Annotated in this window: 15 protein-coding genes; 12 read left to right on the top strand and 3 right to left on the bottom strand. The window is 70.2% G+C overall.

All coding sequences use genetic code 11. The annotated features are described in order from the left end of the window. The first annotated feature begins 198 nt into the window (after positions 1-198). The 10 genes from nhaR (at position 199) to QZ607_RS05790 (ending at position 10,084) form a co-directional block, all read left to right on the top strand. Positions 199-1,146, top strand: coding sequence for a transcriptional activator NhaR (nhaR, locus tag QZ607_RS05835; protein ID WP_295880689.1), 948 nt, complete (start codon positions 199-201; stop codon positions 1,144-1,146). A gap of 49 nt (positions 1,147-1,195) precedes the next feature. Beyond that, positions 1,196-2,245 carry an alpha/beta hydrolase gene (locus QZ607_RS05830; protein ID WP_295880686.1) on the top strand — a complete coding sequence of 350 codons (1,050 nt, stop codon included), beginning with the start codon at positions 1,196-1,198 and terminating at the stop codon, positions 2,243-2,245. Continuing rightward, positions 2,242-2,610, top strand: coding sequence for a hypothetical protein (locus tag QZ607_RS05825; RefSeq protein WP_295880683.1), 369 nt, complete (start codon positions 2,242-2,244; stop codon positions 2,608-2,610). Before QZ607_RS05830 ends, QZ607_RS05825 begins: the two co-directional genes overlap by 4 nt. A gap of 192 nt (positions 2,611-2,802) precedes the next feature. Then, on the top strand, positions 2,803-3,945 hold the full coding sequence (locus QZ607_RS05820) for an ABC transporter permease (RefSeq protein ID WP_295880681.1): 1,143 nt from the start codon (positions 2,803-2,805) through the stop codon (positions 3,943-3,945). After that, entirely contained in the window at positions 3,942-4,733 is a 792-nt protein-coding gene (locus tag QZ607_RS05815; RefSeq protein WP_295880678.1) for an ABC transporter ATP-binding protein, read from the top strand. The genes QZ607_RS05820 and QZ607_RS05815 overlap by 4 nt, the downstream gene beginning before the upstream one ends. A 165-nt stretch (positions 4,734-4,898) precedes the next feature. Further along, entirely contained in the window at positions 4,899-5,945 is a 1,047-nt protein-coding gene (locus QZ607_RS05810) for an MlaD family protein (protein ID WP_295880676.1), read from the top strand. Between the two features lie 231 nt (positions 5,946-6,176). After that, positions 6,177-7,595 (top strand): tRNA (N6-isopentenyl adenosine(37)-C2)-methylthiotransferase MiaB, encoded by a 1,419-nt coding sequence (miaB, locus tag QZ607_RS05805; RefSeq protein ID WP_295880702.1) that lies wholly within the window; start codon positions 6,177-6,179, stop codon positions 7,593-7,595. Between the two features lie 74 nt (positions 7,596-7,669). After that, positions 7,670-8,632, top strand: coding sequence for a PhoH family protein (locus QZ607_RS05800; protein ID WP_295880700.1), 963 nt, complete (start codon positions 7,670-7,672; stop codon positions 8,630-8,632). Between the two features lie 20 nt (positions 8,633-8,652). Then, positions 8,653-9,222 carry an rRNA maturation RNase YbeY gene (ybeY, locus tag QZ607_RS05795; protein WP_295880673.1) on the top strand — a complete coding sequence of 190 codons (570 nt, stop codon included), beginning with the start codon at positions 8,653-8,655 and terminating at the stop codon, positions 9,220-9,222. Beyond that, positions 9,200-10,084, top strand: coding sequence for an HlyC/CorC family transporter (locus QZ607_RS05790; protein ID WP_295880672.1), 885 nt, complete (start codon positions 9,200-9,202; stop codon positions 10,082-10,084). Before ybeY ends, QZ607_RS05790 begins: the two co-directional genes overlap by 23 nt. A gap of 52 nt (positions 10,085-10,136) precedes the next feature. On the opposite strand, the gene QZ607_RS05785 is transcribed toward QZ607_RS05790, so the two are convergent. Genes QZ607_RS05785 through QZ607_RS05775 form a run of 3 tightly spaced genes read right to left on the bottom strand, consistent with a single transcriptional unit; the run spans position 10,137 to position 13,296 of the window. Next, positions 10,137-11,372, bottom strand: coding sequence for an ABC transporter permease (locus QZ607_RS05785; protein ID WP_295880670.1), 1,236 nt, complete (start codon positions 11,370-11,372; stop codon positions 10,137-10,139). Then, positions 11,369-12,112 carry an ABC transporter ATP-binding protein gene (locus tag QZ607_RS05780; RefSeq protein WP_295880668.1) on the bottom strand — a complete coding sequence of 248 codons (744 nt, stop codon included), beginning with the start codon at positions 12,110-12,112 and terminating at the stop codon, positions 11,369-11,371. Before QZ607_RS05780 ends, QZ607_RS05785 begins: the two co-directional genes overlap by 4 nt. Further along, positions 12,109-13,296 (bottom strand): efflux RND transporter periplasmic adaptor subunit, encoded by a 1,188-nt coding sequence (locus QZ607_RS05775; protein WP_295880666.1) that lies wholly within the window; start codon positions 13,294-13,296, stop codon positions 12,109-12,111. The genes QZ607_RS05780 and QZ607_RS05775 overlap by 4 nt, the downstream gene beginning before the upstream one ends. Positions 13,297-14,137: 841 nt before the next feature. Between QZ607_RS05775 and QZ607_RS05770 the strand changes: the two genes are divergently transcribed. Both QZ607_RS05770 and QZ607_RS05765 read left to right on the top strand, forming a co-directional pair. Further along, positions 14,138-14,437 (top strand): hypothetical protein, encoded by a 300-nt coding sequence (locus QZ607_RS05770; protein ID WP_295880664.1) that lies wholly within the window; start codon positions 14,138-14,140, stop codon positions 14,435-14,437. Positions 14,438-14,897: 460 nt separating this feature from the next. Further along, positions 14,898-15,269 (top strand): hypothetical protein, encoded by a 372-nt coding sequence (locus tag QZ607_RS05765; protein WP_295880661.1) that lies wholly within the window; start codon positions 14,898-14,900, stop codon positions 15,267-15,269. Positions 15,270-15,746 lie beyond the last annotated feature (477 nt).

Genomic DNA, 15,746 nt, shown 5'->3' with positions numbered 1-15,746 from the left:
AACTATTCCTCGTCGTTGTGCCTTGCCAGGCACCCCGCGGGACGCACCCTGACGACCGTCCAACCGCTCCTTCTAGGGTAACCCCAGCGCTGTTATGGCTCGAAATCCCGGAGCCCCGACCCCAAACACTTCGAGACAATCGAAGCGTTTGCGGTCCGTCCATCGCCGGCCCGCACCAGCCCCGGGGTCTTCCACGACATGGCTCACCTGAACCTCAAGCATCTGCGCTACTTCTGGGCCGTGGCCAGCCACGGCTCCATCGCCCGCGCCGCCGATCTCCTGCACCTGACGCCGCAGACCATCAGCGGCCAGCTGCGCGAGCTGGAAGACCAGGTGGGCGCGAAGCTCTTCACCAAGTCCGGGCGCGGGCTGGCGCTGACGGACACGGGCCGGCTGGTGTTCTCCTACGCCGACGAGATGTTCCGCATCGGGGATGAGCTCCAGGACGTGCTCGCCGGGCGCACGCCGGGCGGCGGCTTGACGCTGAATGTCGGTGTCGCCATGGTGGTGCCCAAGCTGCTCACCCACCGTGTGCTGGCGCCGGCCCTGGCCATGGACGAGCCGGTGCGGCTGCAGTGCGTGGAGCGGCCGCTCACGGAGCTGCTGGCGGACCTCTCCGTGCACAAGCTGGACCTGGTGCTGACGGACAGCCCCCTGAACCCGGCACTGAACATCCGCGCCTACAACCACGCCCTGGGCGAGACGCCGAGCGTCTTCTGCGCCGCCCGGCCGCTGGCCGCGCGCCTGCGCGAGGGCTTTCCGCAGTCCCTCGACGGCGCGCCCATGCTCATGCCGAGCACCCACAGCGCCCTGCGCCGCGCCATGGACCATTGGCTGGACCGGCTCGGCATCAAGCCGCGGGTGGTGGCGGAGATCGAGGACCGTGCGCTGATGAAGACCTTCGGCGAAGCCGGCGCCGGCGTGTTCACGGTGCCGCAGGCGGTGGAGGACGATGTGCTGACCAAGTACGACGTGGAGGCCATCGGCCGCAGCGACGAGGTCACCGAGCGCTTCTACGTCATCTCCGCCGAGCGGCGCATCAAGCACCCCGCCGTGTCCGCCATCACCGAAACCGCCCGCAGCGGGCTCTTCTCAGCGCGGCGCCCGGTGCCGGCCCCGCGGCTGTCCGCGGCCGCGAATCACTGAGGCGCCGGGCGCGCGGCGCGCGTCAGGCCCGCCACGCCACCGTCCAATCATGCCCTGGCTCATCGCCCCACTGCTGCTGCTCGGCCTACTCGCCGGCATCACCCAGCTGGAGGCACGGCGCCTGGAGGCGCGCCACCCGCCGGTGGGCCGCTTTGCGGCGGTGGCAGGCGTGCGGCTGCACTACAGCATCGCCGGGCCCGCGGCGGCCGACACCAGGCCCATCGTGCTGATCCACGGCGCCTCCACCAGCCTGCTGGACTTCCACGCGAGCCTGCTGCCGCCGTTGGCGGAGGCTCACCGCGTGGTGGCCGTGGACCGCCCCGGCCACGGCTACAGCGAGCGCGGTGGGGGTGAGCAGACCGGGGGCGAGCACGCCGAGGGCGCGGGCCTGCGCGCAGCGAGTCTGCCGCTGCTCGGGGCCGGTGGTGGCTGGCCGGACCCGGCCGAGCAGGCGCGCCTGCTGCACGAGCTGCTGCTCGGCCTCGGCATCGAGCGGCCGGTGCTGGTGGGTCACTCGCTCGCCGGCGCCGTGGTGCTCGCCTACCTGCTGGCCTATCCGGACGACGCCGCCGGCGGCGTGCTGCTGGCGGGCGGCAGCCACCCCTGGGAGGGCGGCGTGGCCTGGTACAACGACCTCGCCGGCGTGCCGGTGCTGGGGCCGCTCTTCGCCCACACCCTGCCGCTGACACTCGGCCGGCTGCTGCTGGCGGACGGCCTCGCCGACGCCTTTGCGCCCAATGCGCCGCCGCCGGACTACCTGAACCGCACGGGCGTGGCGCTGACACTGCGCCCGCAGACCTTCCTCGCCAATGCCGAGGACGTGCGCCGCCTGAGCCCCTTTCTGGAGCGCCAGAGCGCCCACTACGCCTACATCCGCCGCCCGCTGCTGCTGGTCACCGGCGATGCCGATGCGGTGGTGCCGGCCTGGAACCATGCCGAGCGCCTGGTACAGCAGGCACCGCTGGCGGAGCTGGTGCGCCTGCCGGGCATGGGTCACGGGCTGCACCACGTGGCCAGGGACCAGGTGGCGGCGCTCATCGACAACTTCGCCCGGCGCGTGGCCCGGGAGCCGGCACCCAGGGCTGCGCGGGCGCCATGAAGCCGGGCGCCGACAGCACCGCCAGCGCCTCGGGCACGCTGCTGCGACTGCCGGCGGCGGCCACCGACTGGGCCGGGCTGCCGGCGGCGGACCTGCTGGAGGCCCTGACGCCGATCGTCGCCGGGCACCCGCTGCTCGCGGCGGTCGCCGACCACGGCGGGCACATCGACCCGGCGAGTGTGCGCCTGAGCCTGCTCGGCCGGGATGCCGCGGGGCGCGCGTTGCGCCTCGGCGTGTTCGGGGAAGAGATCGTCGGCGGCTGCAGCTGCGGCGACGAGCCCTTCACCGCGCGCTTCTACCTGGAGCTGACGCTGCACATGGACGCCGTGGCCGGCACCGCCGAGCTTCGGGCGGCCACCGACTGAGCGCGAACCGTCGCCCAAGCTCCGCGCCCCACCGCTTGAGGCACCGCATCCCCCTTGGCGCTGCACCGGAACGCCCTTCTGCTGCCGCCTTGGCCGCTGGCGGCGGTCCGCAGACTTGCTTGATCGCGCTTTGGACCCGCCCGCATGGCGTAGGATGATGCATTGGCCTGGAAGCCCACCGAGCCGGCACGCATGACCACCCCCCTGCCACCCACAGTCGACCTGCACAGCGACGGCGAGCACGCCACGCTGGTGCTCGCCGGCAGCTGGCGGCTGACGCAGCGCCTGCCACGGCTGGCCCAGGCGGAGCGGATGCTGGAGGACGCACCAGGGGCGACGCAGCTCGGCTTCGATACGGCAGCACTGACGGACTGGGACTCGGGGCTGGTCACCTTCATCGCGGGCATCCACCAGCTCTGCGCCCGGCGGGAGATGCGCTGCCACGCGGACGGCCTGCCTGCAGGCCTGCGCAAGCTGCTGGAGCTCGCCCGCTCCGTGCCGCAGACGGGCCGCGGCGGCCATGCCATGCAACCGACACCGTCCTTCGTGTCCCGGGTCGGCAGCGATGCCCTGGACCTGATCCAGTCCACCGGCGAGATCATGGAGTTCTTCGGCGAAGGCGCCCTGGCATTCCGTCGCTTTCTGCTGGGGCGGGCGCGGTTCAAGCACTCTGACCTGTGGGTCATCATGCAGGAGGCCGGCGCCGACGCCCTGCCCATCGTCGGTCTGGTGAGCTTCCTGGTGGGGATGATCCTGGGCTACATCGGCGACCAGCAGCTCAAGCAGTTCGGTGCGCAGATCTACGTCGCAGACCTCGTGGGGCTCGCTACGGTGATTCAGATGGGTGCCCTGGTGACGGCCATCGTGCTGGCGGGACGTACCGGTGCCGCCTTCGCCGCGCGCATCGGCACCATGCAGGTCAACGAAGAAATCGATGCGCTGCGCACCCTCGGCATCCCGCCCATGGAGTTCCTGGTGCTGCCGCGCATGCTGGCGCTCATCGCCATGACGCCGCTGCTTGCGATCTACGCGAACCTGCTCGGCATCCTCGGCGGGGCCTTCGTCGGCACCGTGGTCGGCGGGCTGACCCTGTCCGCCTACCTGACCCAGACCCAGCTCGCCATCGGCTGGAACCACATCATCCAGGGCCTCATCGCGGCGACGGTCTATGGCGCCATCGTCGCGGCCTCCGGCTGTCTGCGCGGCATGCAGTGCGGGCGCAGCGCCGCCGCCGTGGGCGAGGCCACCACCTCGGCCGTGGTGACCGCCATCGTCTTCATCGTCATCGCCGCGGCGGTGCTGACCATTATCTTCGACGCGGTGGGGCTGTCGTGACCACCGCCGAGGGCACCGGCACCGACACGCCGCACATCCGCCTGGAGGGGGTGAGCCTCGGCTATGGCGACACCCTGGTGCAGCAGGACCTGAGCTTCGACATCCGCCGCGGCGACGTCTTCGTCATCATGGGCGGCAGCGGCTGCGGCAAGAGTACCGTCATGCGCTGCCTCACGGGACTGCTGCCGCCCTGGTCCGGGCGGGTGCTGGTGGGGGGCGAGAGCCTGTGGGAGCTGCCCACCGCACGGCGCAGCGCACTGATGCGCCGCAACGGCGTCATGTACCAAAGCGGCGCGCTCTGGAGCTCCATGACCCTGGAAGAAAACATCTGCCTGCCGCTGGAGCAGTACACCAGGCTCGCCCCGGAGCAGATGCGCGCCATCGCCGAGTACAAGCTGGCGCTGGTGGGCCTCGCGGGCTACGGTGACCACTACCCGTCCGAGATCAGCGGCGGCATGCGCAAGCGTGTGGGCGTGGCCCGCGCCATGGCGCTGGACCCGGACACGCTGTACTTCGACGAGCCGTCGGCGGGCCTCGACCCCCTGTCCGCCCGCCGGCTGGACGAGCTGATCCTGGAGCTGCGCGACAGCCTCGGCACCACCATGGTGGTCATCACCCACGAGCTGGACAGCATTTTCACCATCGCCGACGATGCGGTGTTTCTGGACGCCGAGACCAAGACCATGCTCGCCACCGGCAACCCCCGCGAGCTGCGCGACCACAGCCCCGTGCCCCAGGTGCGCGCCTTCCTGACCCGCGGCGAGGACGGCGCAGATGCAGCAGCCTGACAACGCCTGCACCGGCAGCATGCTGCGCGCGGCGCACCCCGCAGCACTCGCCAGGCCGCCCGGGCCGCCCGGCCCTCAGCCCTCAGCCCTCAGCCCTCACCCCTTTCGGCCGGAACGGACAACCACGCCAACCCCGCACCATCCGGGTGCAGGCGATCCACCCCAATGAGCAAACAGGCCAACCCCACCGTCATCGGCAGCTTCGTCCTCGGCGCCCTGGTGCTGGTGGTGGTGGCCGTGCTGGTGTTCAGCAGCGGCGCCTGGATGCGCGAGCGGGTGCCCATGGTGACCTACTTCACCACCACGGTGCAGGGGCTGAACGTCGGCAGCCAGGTGCTCTTCCAGGGCGTGCCCGTGGGCCAGGTCACCGGCATCGGCGTGGACTACGAGGCCTCGCGGGAGCGCTTTCGCATCCCGGTGCGCTACGAGATCTGGCCGCGGCAGCTGCACATCCTGGACGCCACCGAGCAGAACGGGCAGGACCTGCGCGCCCTGCTGATCGAGCTGGTGGCGCGGCAGGGCCTGCGCGCCAAGCTGGAGTCGGTGAGCTTCGTCACCGGCCAGTACGTCATCACCCTGGGGCTCGATCATGCGGCGCCGCCGTTGGAGCTCGAGCAGAAGCCGCGCGGGCCCGTGCGCGTACCGCCCACGCCCGCCACGCGCGATCAAGTGGAGGAGATGCTCCAGAACATCGACCTGGGCAGCCTCGTGGGCGCCGCCACCGGCACGCTGGAGGCGCTGGAGACGCTGCTGCGCTCGCCGGACCTGGAGGCGGCGCTCGAGAACCTGAACGGCACACTGGCCGGCACCCGTACGGCGCTCAAGGAGCTGAACGCGGAGCTGCGCCCGCTGCTGAAGCGCGCCGACAGCAGCCTCGCGGCCTATGGCGAGCTCGCCACCACGCTGCAGGCACGGGTGGAGCCGCTGGCGGACCGCATCGAGCAGCGCGTGGACCAGGTGAGCAGCGATGTCTCGCGCCTCACCCGCAACCTCGATGCCCGCATCGGCCCCGTCACGGACGCAGCCACGGGTGCCCTGGACAACGCCGGGGAGGCCATGCGCGCCATCACCGACCTCGCCGGCGAGGGCTCGGCCACCCGCTACGAGCTCTCGCAGCTGCTCACCGAGGCGACCCGCGCCGCGCGCTCCCTGCGCAGCCTGGCGGATTACCTGGAGCGCCATCCGGAATCGCTCATCCAGGGTAAACGCTGAGGCAGCGCTGCGGTGGCAGCCCCATGCGGCGCCGCGATTACGCTCGGGCCGATCGCCGGGAACCCCGGTCGCGGCAACCCAAGTGCTTGACAGTACAGGACGATCCTCGCACACTGAACGGCTTCTCGTGCGGTTGACCCCAGTCTTCGGGGGCAAAGCATGCCGGTCTCAGACAGCATCGGGCCCCAGCACGGCTTTGACCCGCGCGCCGTCGCCGCCATCTCCCAAGGCATGACACGCAAGCTCTACATCCAGACCTACGGCTGCCAGATGAACGAGTACGATTCCGCGCGCATCGCGGACGTGCTGCGGACGTCCCATGGCGCCGAGCTGACCGACGACCCGGCGGCGGCAGACATCCTGCTGCTCAACACCTGCTCCATCCGCGAGAAGGCGCAGGAGAAGGTCTTCTCCCAGCTTGGGCGCTGGCGGCCGTGGAAGGCACGGCGGCCGGAGCTGGTCATCGGCGTCGGCGGCTGTGTGGCGAGCCAGGAGGGCGAGGCCATCCGCGAGCGCGCACCCTATGTGGATCTGGTGTTCGGCCCGCAGACCCTGCACCGGCTGCCGGACATGCTGGATGCCCTGCTCGCCGAGCGGGCGCCGCAGATCGACGTCTCCTTCCCGGAGATCGAAAAATTCGACCGCCTGCCGGAGCCCCGTGCCGAGGGTCCCAAGGCCTTCGTCTCCGTCATGGAGGGCTGCTCCAAGTACTGCACCTTCTGCGTGGTGCCCTACACCCGCGGCGAGGAGATCAGCCGGCCCTTCGACGATGTCATCGCGGAGGTGGCGAGCCTGGCCGAGCAAGGCGTGCGCGAGGTCAATCTGCTGGGGCAGAACGTCAATGCCTACCGTGGGCCCATGCACGACGGCGAGATCGCCGACCTGGCCCTGCTCATTCGTTATGTCGCGGCGGTGGACGGCATCGAGCGCATCCGCTTCACCACCTCGCACCCGGTGGAATTCTCCGACAGCCTCATCGAGTGTTATCGGGATGTGCCGGAGCTGGTGAGCTTCCTGCACCTGCCGGTGCAGAGCGGCGCCGATCGCATCCTGGCGCAGATGAAGCGCGGTCACACAGCACTGGAGTACAAAGAGAAGATCCGCCGGCTCAAGCGCGCCCGCCCTGGCATCAGCATCTCATCGGACTTCATCGTCGGCTTCCCGGGCGAGACCGAGGCGGACTTCGAGGCCACCATGGCGCTGGTGACGGACATCGGCTTCGATCAGTCCTTCAGCTTCATCTACAGCCAGCGGCCCGGCACACCGGCGGCGGCGCTGCCGGACGACGTGCCGCGGCAGGTCAAGCAGGCACGCCTGGCCCGGCTTCAGCAGCAGATCAACCACCAGGCCCAGGTCATCAGCCGCCGCATGGTGGGTGAGGTGCATCGGGTGCTGGTGGAGGGACCGTCCCGTAAGGACCCGACCCAGCTCGCCGGGCGCACCGAGAACAACCGGGTGGTGAACTTCGCCGGGCCCGAGACGCTGATCGGGACCTTCGCCGACCTGCGTATCACCGAGGCCCTGCCCAACTCCCTGCGCGGTGAGCTCTCCGCGTCATTCGCGGCCTCGCCGCCAGCGGCAGCGGACGCCGCCACCCCCTACGCGGCAGCGGATGCCGCCGCACCGGCCCTGGGTGCCGCCACCAGTTGAGCCCCCATTCGCATTCGGCGCCCCACAGCATCGACCTGGAGCTCACGCCCGCGGACAACGCGCGGCTGTCCAGCATGTGCGGACCCTTCGACCAGCACCTGCGGCTCATCGAGCGGCGGCTCGGCGTCGAGATCAGCAACCGCGGCACGAGCTTCCGCATCGTCGGCGAGCCGGCGGCGGCAGCGGTGGGCGAGCAGGTGCTGCGCGAGCTCTACGACGTCGCCGAAACCGAGCCCGTCTCGCCCGAGTCCGTGCACCTGCAGCTCCAGCAGGCGGACGCCGACGCGGCGGTGGAGGACACCGCCGAGCGCCTACCCGACGTCGTTATCAAGACCAAGCGCGGGCTGGTGAAGGCCCGCGGTCCCACCCAGCAGGCCTACCTGCACGCCATCGTCACCCATGACATCAGCTTCGGCGTCGGCCCCGCCGGCACCGGCAAAACCTATCTCGCGGTGGCCTGCGCGGTGGAGGCGCTGGAGAGCGACCGGGTGCGGCGGCTCTTGCTGGTGCGCCCGGCGGTGGAGGCCGGGGAGCGGCTCGGCTTCCTGCCCGGGGACCTGGCGCAGAAGATCGACCCCTACCTGCGCCCGCTCTACGATGCCTTGTTCGAGATGCTGGGGTTCGAGAAGGTCAACAAGCTCATCGAGCGCAATGTCATCGAGGTCGCGCCGCTCGCCTACATGCGCGGGCGCACCCTGAACGACGCCTTCATCATCCTGGATGAGGCCCAGAACACCACGCCCGAGCAGATGAAGATGTTCCTGACGCGCATCGGCTTCGGCTCCACGGCGGTGATCACCGGCGATGTGACCCAGATCGACCTGCCCCGCGGGCAGCCCTCGGGGCTCAAGCAGGCGCTCGGCGTGCTCAAAGACGTGCCCGGCATCGGCTTTACGCATTTCGGCTCCCGCGACGTGGTGCGACACGCACTGGTACAGCGCATCGTCAACGCCTACGACCTGCATGATCGTGCGCAGGACGAGCGCCACGACCAGCGCCCGGAGCGTCACCAGGGCCGCAGGGACGACCACCGGTGACGCAGCCCGACCAATCCCCCGTGTCAGCCGACGCGGAGCCCCCTTCGTCGCAGCCCCCCGGCCCGGACGTGCGGCTGCGGGTGCAGCGCGCCTGCGCCGCGGACGATCTGCCGGACGATGCACAGCTCGCCACCTGGGTGCGGTCCGCCCTGGCAGCCGCGCCCGCCCGGCAGGGCTCGACCCGACTGCGGGCCGCAGTCACACTGCGCATCGTGGACACCGGCGAAGGCACGGCGCTGAACCAGCGCTACCGCGGCAAGCCCGGCCCCACCAATGTCCTGTCCTTCCCGTTCGAGCCGCCGGCGGGCCTGCCCCCGGAAGCGCTGGACGACCTGGGGGCGGAGCTGGGCGACCTGGTTATCTGCGCCCCGGTGCTGCGCCGGGAGGCCGCCGCCCAGGGCAAGACCCTCGCCGCCCACACGGCGCACCTGGTGGTGCACGGCACGCTGCACCTGCTGGGCTATGACCACCAGGACGCCGTCGAGGCCACGGCGATGGAGGCGCTGGAGAGCACGATTCTCAGCGGGTTAGGATTTGCAACACCCTACGAGGTCCCCGAAGAGCCGCATGACGAGCGATCGAGCGCGTAACGGCGCGCAACCCACGCCCCAACCCACCCCCTGGCGCAAACGGATCTGCCGCCTGCTGGGCCGGGAGCCCAAGGACCGGGCCGCACTCATCGAAGTCCTGCAGGACGCCGAGCGCACCGGCCTGCTGGACCGCGACGGCCTCGGCATGATCGAGGGCGTCATGCAGGTCGGCGACCTGCGCGTCGGCGACATCATGATCCCACGCGCCGAGATGGTGAGCGTGCGCCGCGACGACCCGCTGGAGCGCATCCTGGAGGTGGCCGTGGACTCGGCGCATTCGCGCTTCCCGGTCACCGGCGAGGACAAGGGCGAGGTCATCGGCATCCTGCTCGCCAAGGACCTGCTCGCCTACTGCACCGAGAGCCGTCGCCAGGGCGCCTTCAACATCCGCGACCACCTGCGCGGCGCGGTCTTCGTGCCGGAGAGCAAGCGACTGAACGTGCTGCTGAAGGAGTTCCGCGCCAGCCGCAACCACATGGCCATTGTCGTGGACGAGTACGGCAGCGCCGCCGGGCTCGTCACCATCGAGGACGTGCTGGAGCAGATCGTCGGCGACATCGAGGACGAGCACGACCACGACGAGGGCGCCTTCATCTTCAAGCGCGGCAAGGGCGAGTACACGGTCAAGGCCCGCACCAACATCGAAGACTTCAACGACTACTTCGAGAGCGACCTGGACGCCGGCGAGTTCGACACCATCGGCGGCCTGGTGGTGAACGCCTTCGGCCGCCTGCCCGCCCGTGGCGAGCGCACCGAGATCGACGGCTTCCGCTTCACCGTGATGCGCGCCGACAGCCGCCGTGTGCACCTGCTGACGGTGCGCCCGCCCGCCGGCGCCGACGGGGGTCAGCACGGCAGCTGAGGGCACCCGCGAGCGATGGCGGCCCACCAGCCGCCCCGGGACCGACGGGGGCCTACTCGCTGCGCAGGGCCTCCGCCGGTGACAGACGCGAGGCCTTGAGCGCCGGGTAGAAGCCGAACACCAGCCCCGTCACCAGTGCAAAGCCCGCGGCGGTGGCGAGCGAGACCGGCCGCACGCGAATGGGCAGGTCCTGAGCCCCGCCGATGACCCAGGCCACGGCGATGCCCAGCAGCAGCCCCACCAGCGCACCGAAGATCGACAGCAGGGCGGCCTCGGCGAGGAACTGCCGGCGGATGTCCCCGGGGTGCGCCCCCACCGCGAGCCGCAGCCCGATCTCCCGGGTCCGCTCGGTGACGGACACCAGCATGATGTTCATGATGCTGATGCCGCCGACGATGAGCGAGATGGACGCCACCGCGGACAGCCAGAAGGTGAGGACCCCGGTGGCCGCCTCGCGGCTCGCCTGCACGTCCGCCAGGTTGCGGATGCTGAAGTCGTCATCCCGCTCCGCCCAGAGCCCGTGGCGCTGGCGCAGCAGGCGCCGGATCTCCGCCGGTGCCGTGTCGAGTCGCTCCGCGGCGGCCACCTTCACCATGATGTACTGCACCGCCCCCAGGCGCGGGCGCCCCGGCCCCAGATTGCGCGCCAGGGCGGCGGTCAGGGGGATCATGACCTTGTCGTCCTGATCGGAGCCGGCGGTGCTCTGCCCCTTGGCCTGAAGCACGCCGATGACCGCATAGGGAGCGCCGCCGATGCGCACCATCGCGCCGACGGCCGCGGCACCCGGGAACAGGCGCTCGGCCACCGTCTGCCCGAGGTAAGCGACCTTCGCACCCCGGGCTTCCTCCAGCGACGAGAAGGGGCGGCCGTCCGCCAGGCGCCATTCCCGCGCCACCAGGTAGTCGTTGGTGATGCCCTGCACCGTGGTCACCCAGTTGGCATTGCCGTGGACGATCCGCGTGCGCCGGTAGACCGTGGGGGCGCTCACCATGACGCCCGGGATCTCGCGGGCGATGGCCCGGGCATCCTCGAATGTCAGTGTCTGGGCGCTGCCGCCGCCAGCGCTCACCCCCTGCCGCTGCTCGCTGCCGGGCGTGATCAGCAGCAGGTTGCCGCCCAGGCTCTGGATCTGCGCGATCACCCGCAGCCGGGCACCCTCGCCGATGGCCATCACGGAGATCACGGCCGCGACGCCGACAATGACGCCGAGTGCCGTCAGGGCGCTGCGCAGCGGATGCACGCGCATGGATGCAAGCGCGGTGGTGAGACTCGCCCCCAGGCGTGTCATGGCGCGCGCCGCCCCACGGCTGCGGCCTGCTCGCCGGCGCCGGTCGCCGGCACCGTGCTCGCCATGTCCGCCACGATGCGCCCGTCCTCCAGGCGGATGGTGCGCCTGGCGGCGGCGGCCACGGCCTGGTCATGGGTCACCAGGATCACAGTGACGCCGTCCTCGTTCAGGCCGCGGAACAGGCCCAGGATCTCCCGGCCCGTCTCCCGGTCCAGGGCGCCCGTGGGCTCGTCGGCCAGGATCAGCGAGGGTCTGTTCACCAGCGCCCGGGCAATGGCGACCCGCTGCTGCTGGCCGCCGGAGAGGGCGCCCGGCAGGTGCTGGGCGCGGTCGGCGAGCTGCATGCGGCGCAGCATGGCCCAGGCCCGGCGGCGGCGCTCGCGCGCGCCGAGGCCCGCGTAGAGGAGGGGCAGCTCCACGTTGGCCAGCGCCGTGAGCCGAGGCAGCAGATGGAAGCCCTGGAAGACGAAGCCGATGCGCCGGTTGCGCACCGTGGCGGCGGCGCCGGCGCTGAGCCCCTCCACGCCCTCGCCGGCGAGCCGGTAATGCCCAGCGGAGGGCCGATCCAGACAGCCAAGGATGTTGAGCAGGGTTGTCTTGCCGGAGCCGGACGGCCCCATGATCGCCACCAGCTCGCCCGCGGCAATGCGCAGGCTCACGTCCGCGAGCACGGTCAGGGGCCGGACGCCGAGCAGGTAGGTCTTGCCGACCCCGTCGAGGAGGATCAGCGGCGCGCTCACGGGCCGGCGCCCGCAGCGGCCGAATCCCCGCCCTCGCCGACGATCACCACCTCTCCTGGAGCGAAGGCGTCACCAAGCAGTGCCGTGTATTCATCATCGCTGATGCCGGTGCGTACGGCCACCGGCTCCGGTGCGCCGGCGGGGCCGGGTCGCCAGAGCAGCACCTCCCCGTCGCGCAGGGCGACACCGGCTGTCTCCAGGGACCCATTGGGCACGAAGCGCAGGGCGGCATTGGGCACCCGCAGCGCGTCGGCAGCCTCCTCGACAACGATGCGCACGATGGCCGTCATGCCGGGGAACAGGGCGAGATCCGGGTTCTCCGCGTCCACCAGCACAGTGTAGGTCACCACATCGTGGACCAGATTCGGTGCCTTGCGGATGCTCGTCACCCGCCCGCTGAAGCGCCGCGCAGGATAGGCATCCACCGTGAAGGTCACCAGCTGGCCCACCTGGACCCGGCCGATGTCCGCCTCGTCCACATGTGTGTCTATGCGCATGCGGTGCAGATCGCCGGCGAGGGTGAAGAGGGTCGGTGCCTGCAGGCTCGCCGCCACCGTCTGGCCCGATTCCACGTCGCGGCGGATGACGATGCCGTCCGCCGGTGCGCGGATCAGGGTCCGCTCCAGATCGACGCTGGCCTCCTCCAGCGCCGCCTCCCGCTGGCGAATGGTGGCGCGGGCGTTGTCGGCCGCCGCGCGGGCACCGGCCACCTCGGCGACGGCGGCGTCGATCTCGGCGTCGGCGATGCGCAACTGCCCCTGCGCCGCCTGCAGCAGCGCCTTGGCCGTGGCAAGCTCCGTCTCTGCCGTGAGCAGCTCGCTGGCCGACACGCCACCGCGCTGCGCGAGCCGCTCTGCCCGCTCGAAGCTGCGCAGCGCCTCCGCATGCCGCGCCTGGGCACTCAGCAGCTCCGCGGCAACCACCTCCCGCCTTCCCTGCCGCTGCAGCCGTTGTGCTTCGGCCTTCAGCACCGCAGCATCCCGCCCTGCCAGCTCGGCGCCGGCCACCGCGAGCGCCGCCTCGGCCTCGCGTACGCGTGCCGAGAAGGTCTGCGGGTCCAGCCGTGCCAGGAGCTGGCCCTGTGCCACACGATCATTGAAGTCCACCAGCACCTCCGCGACCTGCCCCGAGATCTGCGTGCTGATGTCCGTGGTGACCAGGGGGCGGACGGTGCCCGTCGCCAAAATGGATGCGCGAATGTTGCCCCGGTCGAGCCGGGCGGTGAGCAGTGCCGCGGTAGCATTCGGCCGCAACAACGGCCCGCGAAGCGCCAAGCCGGCCGCTGTGAGCAGTGCCACGCCGACCAACACCCAAACGATTGCGCGTCCTCGCAACGCGGCCTCCGTACTGACCAGGGCGGCTGTACGCCCGGGCGCACACCGGGAAACTGCTGGGCCAAGGGCCACCCGGCGAAGCCACAACTGACAGCCATCCATGGCAGGGTAGCGCAGCCGCCGTGCATATCCACCCGATCCAGCCTGGACCGATGGACGCTGTGCGCGGGAACGGCCGACCGACGGCGCATCTGCTCACACCACCGGCGCGGGCAGCGTCCGTCCTGACAGCCGATTGCCGCCCCTGCGCCGACCGCCCGTCCGTTTCTTCCATCAGTCGCCGGCTGCTCCTTACCCAGGCCTTTCCCCTATTGCGTGCGCGAGGCACCGCGATTCACTGGATCATCGCGTCGTCCGACGTCATCCAACACATCGGGGGACCAGGTTACCCGTTGAAATACTTATGAACCAGCGCAACCGGCCGCCCGGGCAAAAAAGCCCGCGCACTCGTCCGCGCCATCCGAACAAGACGGCAACCCAAGCTGACCGCGCCGTCAATGACGATTCGCAATCCTCCCCCGAACAACAGGCGCCTAAACTTCATTGCAGAAGCGTGGGGACAGGCGCCGGACGCAAGGGCTGTACCCTCTGCCATCCACGCCGGCGTGATGAAGGACTCGGTCGCGCTCGGGTAAGCGTCGGCGCCACAGGGATACACAGGTTGGACCCAATCAAGATCAGGAGTCAGATGATGAAGAGAACCTATTTGCTTGCGACGGCGATTGCCCTCGCAATCCCGGCGCTGCCAGCGACGGCTCACCACAATTGCGCCGCCGGCGATGCCTGCCCGGACGAGATCGGCGACATGTTGGGCAACCATGCAGCCGTGTTCGAAGACGGCTCGCTGGACACCAGCGCGGACCCGATGGGTACCGCCACGATGACTGACCCGGTGGGCGCAACCCAGTTCGACGTGTCTCCGGATATGGATCCCGCCGACGCAGCCCAGAACAGCAACCCGCCGGCTATACGCAACGGGCAGCAATTCTGATTGCAGCGCGGCTGCGGAGGACTCACAGGACACGAGTCGCCCCTGCGTACCGGAGAAGCCGGGCAGACCGGGGCACTTGCTGCTCCGGTGACATGATTGAGCAAGCCAGCGGCTCGAATGCGGTACGGCCAGAAGATCCCGGCGCGATGACAAACACCCTCCCGCGGGGTCTGTCCCTGTGCAGGCGTAAACACATCTCCATCCACCTGGGCTGCCGACTCCAAACGCCATGACATTCGGCAAGCACCGGGCACCATTTCTTATCGTCAATCACGGAAATGAACCCTGGGCAGCGCCCCGATTGAAAGCGCGCTCAGCACTGCTATTCTTTGAGATGAGGGTGGCAAAGCGCTGGGCCTTCCAGCGCACCAACGCGGCACGAAGCCCGAGCACCCTCAGCCGCTGGCAGGACCATGGAGGATGAAGGGAATCCGCACCGGCGGCTCGGACGCGCCCGTTGATGTCGGCGCACGGACACGTCGGCATCAACAATTTCATGCGCAACAGGAATCAGGAGGACATCATGAAGCTGTTGACAACTGTCACCACCCTCTTGGTGGCATTGCTCTGCGTTGCTTCCACCAGCGCGCTCGGCCATGGCGCCCCGTTCGAGGGTTGGGAAGGTGCCCAGGTCGGTAATGCGAGGCCACCCGGCGGACCGCCACGGGTCATGACCCTTGACGAGCTGGACCCGGTGGATATGGACGATGACGACTATCCGGGCGAAGGGGAAGACCTGCCGGGCTATGGGCAGTGGGGTCCGAAGGACGCGGGTGAGCAGCAGCCAGGCTGCGGTCACCCGGGATCCGGCCCGCGGCCGGCCGATGACTGAGGTCGCTGACTGAGCCAAGCCAGGGAGTGGGCACCGGATAGGAGGTCCGGACCGCACCGAAGACGGCCGGCGCCAGCGCGGGACGCGTTGATCTGTCGGCCACGGAGACGATGGGCCCGAGAGGACGGGCCAGCGCGGCACCCGGGAACGCCGTTTCCGGGTGCCTGATCGTCTTCGTGGGATGCGCTGCCCAATCGCGCTGCTCCAATCCCGCTCGCGCCAATTCCGCTCCCGCAGTCGCGCGCGCCCGCTCCGCTCGGCGCGCAGTCCGGCCCCAAGTCGACCGCGTCCATTCCCTCACGCCGGGCGCTTGCCACCGGCGCATCCTCTTTTGCGCACCCCTTCGCCAGGCAGGTCATGCGTGACGCAGCCAATGACTGAGCGATATTCGAGGCGCTCGACTCGGCCAATTCACCCAGATTCTGCGTGCTCGGGCATATTCGACACCGGCAGACCCACCAGTCATGCTCTCTACCC

Origin of the sequence: uncultured Thiohalocapsa sp. (genome assembly GCF_913063425.1) — a bacterium.
GTDB lineage: Bacteria > Pseudomonadota > Gammaproteobacteria > Chromatiales > Chromatiaceae > Thiohalocapsa.
This window is presented reverse-complemented; position numbering and strand designations above follow the sequence as displayed.

Coding starts and splice junctions, on each gene's coding strand:
- nhaR (WP_295880689.1), top strand. CDS start 199: ATGGCTCACCTGAACCTCAAGCATCTGCGCTACTTCTGGGCCGTGGCC.
- QZ607_RS05830 (WP_295880686.1), top strand. CDS start 1,196: ATGCCCTGGCTCATCGCCCCACTGCTGCTGCTCGGCCTACTCGCCGGC.
- QZ607_RS05825 (WP_295880683.1), top strand. CDS start 2,242: ATGAAGCCGGGCGCCGACAGCACCGCCAGCGCCTCGGGCACGCTGCTG.
- QZ607_RS05820 (WP_295880681.1), top strand. CDS start 2,803: ATGACCACCCCCCTGCCACCCACAGTCGACCTGCACAGCGACGGCGAG.
- QZ607_RS05810 (WP_295880676.1), top strand. CDS start 4,899: ATGAGCAAACAGGCCAACCCCACCGTCATCGGCAGCTTCGTCCTCGGC.
- miaB (WP_295880702.1), top strand. CDS start 6,177: ATGACACGCAAGCTCTACATCCAGACCTACGGCTGCCAGATGAACGAG.
- QZ607_RS05800 (WP_295880700.1), top strand. CDS start 7,670: ATGTGCGGACCCTTCGACCAGCACCTGCGGCTCATCGAGCGGCGGCTC.
- QZ607_RS05790 (WP_295880672.1), top strand. CDS start 9,200: ATGACGAGCGATCGAGCGCGTAACGGCGCGCAACCCACGCCCCAACCC.
- QZ607_RS05785 (WP_295880670.1), bottom strand. CDS start 11,372: ATGACACGCCTGGGGGCGAGTCTCACCACCGCGCTTGCATCCATGCGC.
- QZ607_RS05770 (WP_295880664.1), top strand. CDS start 14,138: ATGAAGAGAACCTATTTGCTTGCGACGGCGATTGCCCTCGCAATCCCG.
- QZ607_RS05765 (WP_295880661.1), top strand. CDS start 14,898: ATGTCGGCGCACGGACACGTCGGCATCAACAATTTCATGCGCAACAGG.